General features: G+C 31.3%; 10 protein-coding genes. 4 read left to right on the forward strand and 6 right to left on the reverse strand.

From position 1 onward, the window contains the following. Nucleotides 1–48: 48 nt before the first annotated feature. The 6 genes from HSX10_RS11010 to HSX10_RS11035 form a co-directional block, all read right to left on the reverse strand. Complete coding sequence (locus HSX10_RS11010) at nt 49–759, reverse strand: 2,3-bisphosphoglycerate-dependent phosphoglycerate mutase (RefSeq protein ID WP_173588278.1); 711 nt, start codon at nt 757–759, stop codon at nt 49–51. A 38-nt stretch (nt 760–797) separates the two neighbouring features. Next, nucleotides 798–1,616, reverse strand: a complete 819-nt coding sequence (locus tag HSX10_RS11015) for a DUF1269 domain-containing protein (RefSeq protein ID WP_173588279.1) — start codon at nt 1,614–1,616, stop codon at nt 798–800. Nucleotides 1,617–1,915: 299 nt separating this feature from the next. Further along, on the reverse strand, nt 1,916–2,302 hold the full coding sequence (locus tag HSX10_RS11020) for a hypothetical protein (protein ID WP_173588280.1): 387 nt from the start codon (nt 2,300–2,302) through the stop codon (nt 1,916–1,918). Between the two features lie 26 nt (nt 2,303–2,328). Then, on the reverse strand, nt 2,329–2,694 hold the full coding sequence (locus HSX10_RS11025; RefSeq protein WP_173588281.1) for an arsenate reductase family protein: 366 nt from the start codon (nt 2,692–2,694) through the stop codon (nt 2,329–2,331). A gap of 4 nt (nt 2,695–2,698) precedes the next feature. Further along, nucleotides 2,699–2,929, reverse strand: a complete 231-nt coding sequence (locus HSX10_RS11030) for a hypothetical protein (RefSeq protein ID WP_173588282.1) — start codon at nt 2,927–2,929, stop codon at nt 2,699–2,701. A 27-nt stretch (nt 2,930–2,956) separates the two neighbouring features. Continuing rightward, on the reverse strand, nt 2,957–3,430 hold the full coding sequence (locus HSX10_RS11035) for a hypothetical protein (RefSeq protein WP_173588283.1): 474 nt from the start codon (nt 3,428–3,430) through the stop codon (nt 2,957–2,959). A 377-nt stretch (nt 3,431–3,807) separates the two neighbouring features. On the opposite strand from HSX10_RS11035, the gene HSX10_RS11040 reads away from it, so the two are divergent. Genes HSX10_RS11040 through HSX10_RS11055 form a run of 4 tightly spaced genes read left to right on the forward strand, consistent with a single transcriptional unit; the run spans nt 3,808 to nt 11,598 of the window. Further along, on the forward strand, nt 3,808–4,734 hold the full coding sequence (locus HSX10_RS11040) for a polysaccharide lyase family 7 protein (RefSeq protein WP_173588284.1): 927 nt from the start codon (nt 3,808–3,810) through the stop codon (nt 4,732–4,734). 11 nt (nt 4,735–4,745) lie between these two features. After that, on the forward strand, nt 4,746–7,055 hold the full coding sequence (locus HSX10_RS11045; protein WP_173588285.1) for a chondroitinase-B domain-containing protein: 2,310 nt from the start codon (nt 4,746–4,748) through the stop codon (nt 7,053–7,055). A 5-nt stretch (nt 7,056–7,060) separates the two neighbouring features. Continuing rightward, complete coding sequence (locus HSX10_RS11050) at nt 7,061–9,277, forward strand: heparinase II/III family protein (RefSeq protein WP_173588286.1); 2,217 nt, start codon at nt 7,061–7,063, stop codon at nt 9,275–9,277. 44 nt (nt 9,278–9,321) lie between these two features. Further along, on the forward strand, nt 9,322–11,598 hold the full coding sequence (locus HSX10_RS11055) for an alginate lyase family protein (RefSeq protein ID WP_173588287.1): 2,277 nt from the start codon (nt 9,322–9,324) through the stop codon (nt 11,596–11,598). Nucleotides 11,599–11,600: the final 2 nt, after the last annotated feature.

Consider the following 11,600-nt stretch of genomic DNA (forward strand, 5'->3'; position numbering starts at 1 on the left):
TAACAAAGCCATAAGTATTGCTAAGTATTGTGTTAATTTTTTTAATACTTAAATCACTATTTTACTCATTTGCTCTAATTTATGATGCTCTTTTAAGTTCATTGATCTATCAAATTCATACATGTTTAGAACTCCAGTTTGAACTTCTACAGTTGAAATTTCGGATGCTGGAATATCTAAAATTTCGGTCATTAGTGCGCGAATGGAATTACCATGGGCAGAAACCAAAACAGTTTTCCCTTTGACTAATTCTGGAACTATCGCTTCAAAATAATAGGCAACAGCTCTTTCTTTGGTTTGTTCTAGAGATTCTGTTGTAGGTAATTCTTTTTCGGTAAGCTTACTGTATTTAGAATCGAACTTCGGATAACGTTTATCATTTACAGATAGAGCAGGAGCAGAATCACTATAACCTCTTCTTACTTTCCAAAAGAGATCTTCACCTGCTTCTTTTTTCACTTCATCTTTATTTTGTCCTTGCCAAGCGCCATAATGTCTTTCGTTTAATTTCCAGCTTTTAATAAAATCGATGTATGATATATCTGCTGTTTCCATAATTATGGACGCTGTTTTAATCGCTCTTTTTAAGTAAGACGAATAACAAATATCAATATTGATTTTTTGATCTCTGATTAATTCACCTGCAATTTTAGCTTCTTCTAATCCTTCTGGTGCGAGGTTTACATCTGTCCATCCGGTAAATATGTTTTTCATATTCCAGACGCTTTTTCCGTGTCTGACTAATATTAATTTTCCCATTTTTAATTTAATTTTTGGAATTTCTTGTTTCATGATTATTAATCCACAATGTCTTCTCCTAGGGCATCATGCAATTGGTATAATTTTTCTTCTTCTCTTTTAATACGTTTTCTTAATCGGTCTTTACGTGCTTTTTTATAGGTCTTAGAAATGGAATTTTCATAGTTTTCTAAACGAGATTTCAATGTATTAATACGGGCATTAGTTTTGTCTTTAATGCCATATAAAGAAGATTTTCTTTGCGCTTCTAAATCTTCAATTTTAGATTTTCGTTTTGCTTTTAAATTTTTGATTTTAGTTGTGATGCGCTTTTTTTCTTCTGAAGTTGCTTTCTTTAAATTATCGCGTTCATCTTCAATACCTTCTTCTAAGTCTTCAATTTCTTCGTCTACAAAGTCATCGTAATCTAACCCCGCTTCGCTTCTTAAAATTTCGGAACTGTAAGGTTTTAATGCTTCGTCAATAAAATCGGGATTGTCTTCACTGACCTCTGCAATGATAGCAATGGTGCCAACAGCCATTTGATTACTGATTTTTTTGATGAAATTATTTTCAAAATTAAAATGACTTACATCCCAAAAAGCTCCAAAAGCGGTTCCTGTGTATAAGCCAATAATAAAACCTATTGGACCAGCAAAAGCGCCTGCAAAACCTCCAAGTGCCATGCCTGTAAATGTTCTCCAGCCTTCAATATCGGTTTGGTTGTTTAACACTTCATATTGATTGTTTTCTCTTTTACGAATTATAATGTGTTCATAGAGTGTAATATCTCCATATTCATCTAATTCTTTAATTTGGTGCAAAGCGTCAATCGCTTTTGCTTCTTCCTTAAAGGGAATCACGATTATATTTGCCATGATATTTATATTTTAAATGTTTTTGTTATGTGTGTAAATAAGTGAATTATTTAGACTTCAAAATTAGAGCGTTATGTAAAGAGGGGCACTGACCTGAATCAGTATAAGGTGTTTTATAATAACTTTAACAAAGGCATAAAATCTTGATTGTCCTTTATGAAATTAGAGTAAACTGTTTGAACTAAAACGGGATCTCTTTTTATAGAAAAAAGAGATCCCGTAAACTAAACAACAATTAAAAAACCTATTTTATAAATGAGTTTATGTAGTTTTAGTAAGCGTTAAGCGGAGTTAACTAGCTACATGTACTGATCTAAAAACAAGAAAAAATCTTTTTTGAGTTCTGCATATATTTTTCTTTGCTTTTCTAAACACTTTCTGAATTTAATATGCTTTATGGCTAATTCTGTATCTATGGTATTTTCGTCTATTTTACTTTGTTTGGCTATTTGCGTTTCGTGCTTTTTAATGATTTCCTCTAAATCTTCGATGACACCGCCATGAAGTGCAAATTCATTTTGATAATGTTCTAACTTTAGAACGACATCTTTGTTTGTCCAACGTGTTACAAGTTCACTTAATCTGTTGTTGAACGATTTTAATTCATCTTTCCAGAATGCAAGTTCTGTTTTCCACAATTTGTGTTCGAAGTGCATATTTGGATTGTATAAGACTTCTGTTTTCATAATATAATTTCTTTATAAACTAGTTCTCAAATTTTATTGATATCCGTTGGTGTTTCAATGAGAACGCTTTTGTCTCCACATAATAAGATAGGTTGTTTCATGATTTCAGGGTAATGACGAATCATTTTTAACCAATCGTCGGTAGAGAAATTATGATTCTCAAATTGTTTTTTGTAAACAGGATGATCCTGATTTACCAAGTCAGAAACCTCAAGGCCTATGCGTTCTGCCAATTCTACGATTTGTAAGCCGGTGAGTTTTGTTTTTAAGATGTCTACTTTTTTTATTTTTAAACCTTCAGCTTGTGCATACGCTAAAGTTTGCTTTGCTCTTACAGAATTAGAGCTGTAAAACATAGTGATTTGTCTATTAGATGTTGCTATTTCTCCCATGATATTAGTTTTTTAGTGTGCTTAATCTTATTTTTTCTTCCTTTAGGTAATTCTTCAATACTATTTTTAAGCTCTCTAAATATTCTTCCATAATTACTTTGTCCATATGTGGGTGTTGACTTGTAGGTATGGTTATCGGGTTTTCGTCTAATGATCTATAAAGCTCTGGATATTTAGTTTCAATATTAGAGGTAAGCTCTGTAATCTCTATTAATATACGATGTAGGTTTTTCATTGCTTTTTAGGTTTTTACAAATCGACTTTAACTTTGAAGTTGTGATTTTGAACTTATGTTAAATTGTTTGAGGAGTTCTTCACCTTTAACAATGTGTTCTGTGATTTTAAAAATCTCTTTTCGGTTTTCTCTAAAATCTATTACAAATTGATTTAAGTCGTCTTCTAATTGCTCGTGTTCTTTTCTAAATTCATCAGAATTATAAACCAAAGGATCACCCATTAAATCGGTGAGGTATTGCAGTTGTTTATTAACTCTATTTAATAAAGATTCAGATTGTCTATCGACTTTAAGTAAATTCAGTTCAATTTCTTGGATGACATCAATATTCTCTTTTTTGGATATCCACAAAAAGTATTTGTCAATCAAGTGGTGTAAAAACCTTAAGTCATCGGTGTAAAACGAAATATCAGTTTTCCAATGTTCAGTAAGTATGTATAGTTTTTGCCAATCTGCTTTTTGAATATAATTATCTTTTGGTCTGTATCTAAAAGTATTCATGATATAGTATTTTACCCTGTAAAAGTAGAAATGATATCTTTTATTGGAAATGACCTAGGTCAGTCTCTAAATTTTAACTTCAGAAAATTAGATTTCCAATGTGAGTATTTATCAATTTATTGTGATTTGTACCTTAAAATTGAGCCGAAATATGTTTTAAATCAATAAAAATGCTATATAATATTGTTAGTTAGTAGGTTGTGTTTTTAAAAAGTTAAAGCAGGTAAATTCTTTTCTCTAGGCCGTTAATCTCCTATCTTTGTTAAATTACCTTCAATGTGTAGAGAATTATCTCAAATACTTTTTTTAAATAGAAAAATTATTATATTTTTGGTTAACCAATCTGGTTAACCAATTTTATTTATAATAATGCTAGCATGAGGTTTAAATTTGTATACGCGCTCTTTTTCTTTGCCATACTTGTAGCTAATTGCTCTAAGAGTGAGGATGCTTACGAAGAATTTGTGTTTGAGTCTGTAGATAACCCTGATGATGATAGTGGTGAGAATGATGATACAGATGGGAACTTTGCAGATATTGATTTTTCTAATTGGAAAGTAACTTTACCTGTAGATGAAAATAATAATGGAGGTCCAGATGAATATCAACCTTCATCATTAATAAATGGGCGCTATAGAACAAATAATGCTATTCAACCTTATATGTACGATGACGTAGAAGACGCATCAATAGAATTTTACACATTTCCTAATATTTCTACAACCAACAGTTCTTATTCTAGAACAGAATTAAGAGAATTAATTAATCCATCTGATTCTAAAGAAAATTGGTCTTTATTAGAAGGAGGAACAATTGAAGGACGTTTAAAAGTTGTTGATATTTCAGAAGACAACGAAAGTAGTAGGCAATATCACAGAACGATTGTAATGCAAATTCATGGTATCCTATCTATAGAAGATATGTCTGCGCATGGTTTTTCTTCAAACAATGGTCCTCCATTAATAAAAATGACTTGGATAGATGGTGAGTTATGGGTTTATAAAAAATCTTTAATAGACGAGTTTACAACAGGTGATGCTCTTTTAGATACATCAAGTGATACTTGGTTTGATGAAAAAATTAATATGGGTTATGTTGGTTTTGAAGCATTTGATTTTAAGATTACAGCATCAGATGCGCGATTAGAATTACAATTAAATGATGATGAGCCTGTGGTTTATCAAGATGTTAGTTTAGAAAAATGGCCTTTCGAAAATTACTTCAAAGCAGGTAATTATTTGAGCTCTACATCAGAAAGTGCTTTTTCTAAAGTAAAATATTACGAACTAAATGTTACACACTAATGATATATAATATGAAGAATTGTCTTTTATCTTTTGGGTTAATTTTATTGATGTTTTCTTGTAAAGAAGCAGATACAACAACAAAAATAAGTGCTACAATTTCTAGTGAAGAAGCACTAAAAGAAGCTATAAAAAATGCAAAGCCAGGTGATGAGTTAGTTCTTAAAAATGGAGTCTATAAAGACATTCAAATTAAGTTTGTTGCTAATGGTGAAGAAGGTAAACCTATTACTTTAAGGGCAGAAACACCAGGAGAAGTAACTATTGAAGGTAAATCTAACTTACAGTTAGGTGGTGATTATTTGGTTGTGGAGGGGTTGTATTTTAAAAACGGATATACACCAACAAAACAAGTTATTAGGTTTAAAGTTAGCGATGAAAACGTTGCTAATTATTCTAAAGTAACAAATTGTGTTATTGAAAACTTTACACAACCAGACAGAGATGTAAAAGATCATTGGGTAGAGTTTTGGGGTAGACACAATGAGTTAAGTAATAACTATATTACAGGGAAGTCTAACTATGGGCCAACGGTTATGGTGATGCTAAAAGGTGCAGAGCATATAAAAAACTATCACCAGATTGTAAATAACCATTTTGGACCAAGACCAAGAAAAGGTGGCCCTCATGGAGAAACTTTACAAATAGGAGACAGCGGGACGTCTATGATGCCATCGCATGCTAATATTGAAAATAATTTATTTGACCGTTGTAATGGTGAGGTAGAAATCATTTCAAGTAAATCTAATTTTAACACCTTTAAGAATAATGTGTTTTTTGAAAGTGAAGGATCATTAGTATTAAGACATGGTAATTTTGCAACTATAGATGGTAACATCTTTATAGGTAATGATAATTCAAAATTTATTGGTGGTGTTCGTGTTGTAAATGCAGGTCATTGGATTACTAATAACTATTTCTACAAATTAAAAGGAGAAACTTTTAGAGCTCCTATCGCTGTGATGAATGGTATTCCTAAGTCACCACAGAATAGATATAACCAAGTTACTGATGTGGTTATGGCTTATAATTCATTTGTGGATTGTGAAACACCTTTTCAGTTTAGTGTTGGGTCTAATGTTAGTCAAAGTGAATTTTTACCAAAAACAGAAATTCGTTCTGCAAGACCAATTAGAACTACTGTTGCAAATAATGTCATATATAATGAAACTCCTTTCGATTATCCAATTGAAAATTATGATGAGGTAGATGGTGTGCTTTTTGAAAATAACTATACAAACAGTGCTAATAAAAGTGAAGTTAAACCTGAAGGATTAATTACAGCAGAATTGAAAGTTGAAAATGTTTCAGATCAATTAAAAATTGCTTCGGTTACTTCAAAAGATATGTATAATGGTTTTGATTTCGAAAATATAACTACAGATATGTTTGGAACCAAAAGAACCGTAGATAATAATAGAGTAGGTGCACTAATTAATTCTGCAAACCATAAAGATTTATATGACAGATCTAATTATGGTACAGATTGGTTTTCTACTGATAAAGTTAAAGCAGATGTGAAAACGATAGCTGTTAGTACTAATGCTGAATTTACTAAAGCGTTAGAGGACGCTAATTCTGGTGATACTATTAGTTTAAATCCTGGAGTTTATGAAATTAATAAAACAGTTTCAGTCGTTAAAAATATTACGATTACTTCTAAAGATAAAAATAACAAAGCGCAGTTAAGTTTTACGTCTAGTAATACTGCTTTTGAGATGAATCCTTATGGAATTCTTCATATTGATGATGTAGTCTTAAAAGGTACTAATTCTCAAGCAGCATTTAAAACGTTGGATAAAAACATGAGAAGTGCTTATGGACTTTGGTTAAACAACACAGAGATCAGTAATTTTAGTAGTGTTTTAGAAGTGTCTAAAGGTTCTTTTGCAGATACAGTTTCTGTAAGAAATACAATAATTAAAGATTGTGCTAAAGGTATTGTCTTAAACAAAGAAACAAACGATAAAGGAGATTACAATAGTGAGTTTGTCTATGTTGTAGATAATACTTTTACTAATGTAGGAGAGAATGTTTTAAATTATTATCGAGGAGGTTATGATGAGTCTACAATTGGAGGGAATTTAGTTTTTACAGGAAATACAGTTACAAATTCCGGAAAAAATGATACTGAAAATATATTAATAAAAACACGAGGTATCGTTAATGTAGAATTTGCAAATAATACTTTTAAAAATAACAACGTAAAATATGTTGCTATACTATGGGGAGCAAAAGGTCAGAAACCAGTAAATAATGTTGTGCAAAACTCTGGTTTAATTGAAGTGGTTCAGAATTTAAAATTGAAGTTAGTCTATTAATTAATATGAGCCACTTTAGAGTCTTTTTGATATATTTTTTGTTTTGCGCTACAATAGCTGTAGCGCAAAACATACCATCAGATAAGGTGATTTCTCATGATGAATTAGGTGATTATTTAACTAATTCAGCTAAAAAGAGTATTCAAGTCAATGGTGAAATATCAGAAACAAGACTCGCCTTATATTTTAGAGAAAAATTTTCTGAACGTTACTTTTTTGATTGGCAAGCTGTTGAGGATAGGGTAGAAGATTATACTAAATTATATCCTGAATCTAAAGCTTATCATTCAGAAAGAGCTGAAGATCATTTAACTAAATTTCCTGCAGAAGTACAATGGAAATTGCCTTTTAACTACCAAAACGGAACACCTGTAAATGCTTATGCGGTACGTCATTTAGCTAGGCAGCATAAAATGGTAGATATTGGGTACTATTATTTCTACAATAATAAAGATGTTGAGTATCTTAATTATTTCACCAATCAATTAGCTTCTCTAAATACTGCTTTTTCTGAAAATAAATATGAAACGATTAAGGATGGTAATGGTGTTTTTGAAGCCTTTCGATCTGGATATAGAATATTGAATTGGTTGCATTTGCATAATTTATTCTTAGGTCAAGCGGAATATTCAGATGAAGAGCAATTAACAACAATAGCGACTTTATTACAACATGCACAGCATATGTATGAACATAATAAAGAATTTAAATCAGGGAATCATCAAACAAGAGGATTGTCTGCTTTGGCAATGCTATCAATATTATTAAAAGATTTTAATGGAGCAGATGAATGGTATAATCATTCTATGAAGTTATTGGGTGAGCACTTAGATAAGGAAATTAATGAAGATGGTTTTCAATTTGAGCGCACAATACATTATCATATGAGTGATATTGGTAATTATTTCTACGTGTATCAACTGGCTCAAAAAAGTAATCTAAAAATAGATAAAATTTGGGAAGCTAAATTAGAATCGTTGTTTTCTACGCTAGCTAAAGTTGCTTTTCCAGATAAATCAGCACCTGTGTTATCAGATGATACCGATGCACCTTGGGCTGAAAAAAATGATATTTCTGGTACAATGGCTTTAGGGTATTTGTTATTCGAAAATCCTGAAATAGGGTATTTTGCTAGTAATAAATTAAGCCCTAAGTTTTATTGGAATGCAAGTGAAGCACAGTTATTAAAACTAAAAAACAAACAAGATATTCTACCTCAATATAAATCTTTGTCATTTAATGATACGGGGTATTATATAATGAGAGAAGGTTGGAGTTCTAATGATAAAATGCTCGTTATTTCAGCGGGTTTAGATAAAAACAAGCCAGACCATCAGCATGGAGATATACTTGGTGTGCAAGCCATGGCCGATAACAATGTGATTTTGCCTAACTATCAAGTGCGTTATTCTTTACCCGATTTAGAATTGTTTAAGAATTCTATGACTAAAAATGTAGCTTTAGTAGATGATCAATTACAGGGTAAAGATTATAAATCAAATAAAGGAGGAAGTGGTTTTGGGAAGTTTAAAAAGTTACCAACTCCAAAAGTCATTGCCTTTGAAGCTCGTGAAAATTTAGATGTTTTTATAGGAAGCCATGATGGTTTTGAAAATGTTGGTGTAAAATACAGTAGACAAGTCATTAATGTAGATAATGATTTTTGGATTGTAAAAGATAATTTTTCATCTAAAGAAAAGCACAATTACAAACAAGTTTGGCAAGGGCATTATAGTTTAGAAAATACTCCAAATTTATTGCGTTCTACTTTTCAAAATGGATCAGGTTTAGACCTCTTTCAATTACAGACTATAGACACTATAAAAACAGAAGGAACACGTGGCAAAGCGTGGTCTATTGCTTCTAAAAAAAATCAAACTAATTTTCAATTTATAACAGTATTGTTTCCGTTCAAAACTTACGATGCTCGTGTAGATGAAACTTCTGAAGTTAAGAATTTAAAGGGGTGGAAATTAAACGATTCAAAATGGGAAATTGAAGGTGATAACGCGGTATCTTTAACTAACGATAATACCTCAATATTTTTTAATGTTAAACAGTTAAAATATAAAGGAACAACTATTCAATTTGAAAATTATTTAGATGTTTGGATCCAAAATGAAAATGATCTTAGCATTATCCCTTTAAGTGAAAAAGAAATTACTGTAAGCATAAATAAAGACCATAAAACCAAAATTGTGAAATATTTTGTGGGTACATGATAAAATAAACAATACTCTCTAACTAATAAACGCTAAACAACAAAATGAGAACAATCGCCAAAATAATTCCCTTCTTTTTACTGGTTTTAATATCCTGTAAAGAAGAAACAAATTCAACAATATTGTCCAATTCTAGTGATACTACCGCTAGTCACCCTAATTTAATTTTAACGCAAGAAAGCGTTTTAGAAATAAAATCACAACTCGGTTCTGTTCCTGTTTTCGATGAAACTTTAGCTCTAGTAAAAGAGGAAGTAGATTTAGCTATAGGAGAAGGCATCGATGTGCCAATTCCAAAAGATATGGCAGGTGGTTATACGCATACACAACACAAAGCTAACTATAGTAATATGCAAAAAGCTGGAGTCTTATTTCAGTTGCTTGGAGATGAGAAATATGCTATTTATGTAAGAGATATGTTATTGGCTTACGCAGAATTGTATCCTACATTAGGGCGTCACCCACAAGAGCGTTCATATTCTAGGGGTAAATTTTTCTGGCAATGTCTTAATGATTCTAATTGGTTAGTTTATACAAGTCAGGCATACGATTGTATTTACGATTGGTTACCTGCTGAGCAAACAGATTATTTAAATAAAACATTATTTAGACCGTATGCAGATTTTCTTTCTGTAGATACACCTAAGTTTTTTAATAGAGTTCATAATCACAGTACTTGGGGAAATGTAGCTGTTGGGATGATTGGTTTAGTAATGGATGATGATGAGCTGTTAGAAAGAGCTTTGTATGGTTTAAAAGAAAATAATATTGATCCTAATGAGTTAGATGATGATGGAGGTTTAATAAAAGATAAAGATGGTAAATCTGGATTTTTTGCAAACTTAGATAGTCCATTTTCTCCAGACGGATTCTATACAGAAGGGCCATATTATCAGCGCTATGCTATGTATCCATTTATGATTTTTGCAGAAGCCCTTCATAATAAAAAACCAGAATTAAAGATTTTTGAATATAAAGACGGGGTTTTATTGAAAGCGGTTGATGCTTTATTAAATCTTACAGATGCAGATGGTGAATTTTTTCCACTAAATGATGGTCAAAAAGGAATGTCTTATTATACACCATCATTAGTTTCAGCTGTTGATATCGCCTATTTCTATGGAGGTAAGAAACAAGAATTACTATCAGTTGCTAAATCTCAAAATAAAGTACAATTAGATGCTACAGGTTTATCGGTTTCAATTGGTTTAAGAGATGGATTGGAAGAGCCATTTATAAAAAAATCAATGGAGCTGACAGATGGTAGAAATGGAGATGAAGGTGCCGTTGGTATTTTAAGATACAATAATGAAGCTAGTACAATTGGACTTGTAATGAAATACACAGGCCAAGGCTTAAGTCATGGTCATTATGATAAATTGTCTTTTTCATTATACGAAAATGGTGATGAGGTACTACAAGATTACGGACTGTCTCGTTTTGTTAATGTTGAACAAAAAAATGGAGGTGGATATTTAAAGGAAAATAAAACATTTGCCAAACATACAATTGCTCACAATACAGTAATTCAAAATGAGACATCTCACTTTGATTATGATTTTAAAGTTGGAAGTGCTAACCATTCTGAACGTTATCTTTTTGATGTCTCTAATCCAGATGTTCAAATCATGAGTGCTAAAGAACACAATGCTTATCCGGGGACTAGTTTTCATCGTACGATGGTTATGGTTAAGGATGAGACCGAGGCAAAACCTTATATTATTGATGTTTTTAAAGTGAAATCAGATAAAGAAAATCAGTACGATCTACCGTATTACTATTTTGGTCAAATAGTTTCAACAAGTTTTAAAACTGAAGCACCAAAAAGCTTAGTGCCATTAGGGGCTAAAAATGGTTATCAACACCTTTGGAAAGAAGCAGAAAATGTGGTTGAGTCAGAACAGATTCAGTTTACATGGCTTAATAATAACTTGTTCTATAGTATCACTTCAGCTACTAATGTAAAAGATAAGGCTATTTTGGCTAGGTCTGGTGCTAATGATCCTGAGTTTAATTTACGTCGAGATCCTGTGCTTATTTTAAGAAAAGAAAATACAAAATCAACTGTTTTTGCTTCTGTTATTGAGTCTCATGGAGTTTATAACTCGGTAGTTGAGACGGCGGATAATGCTTATAGTAAATTTAACTCTATAACTGTTTTATTAGATAATGATAACTACACCGTATTAGAACTGAAAACTGTATTAAGAGAAACTAAAGTGTTGATTTTATCAAATTTAGATGCTTCAAAAGAAACAAAACATGCATTAGATGTAAATGGTAAAAACTACCAATGGACTGGTGCTTATTATTTTAATTAAAT

Origin of the sequence: Winogradskyella undariae, from assembly GCF_013285155.1 — a bacterium.
GTDB classification, from domain to species: domain Bacteria; phylum Bacteroidota; class Bacteroidia; order Flavobacteriales; family Flavobacteriaceae; genus Winogradskyella; species Winogradskyella undariae.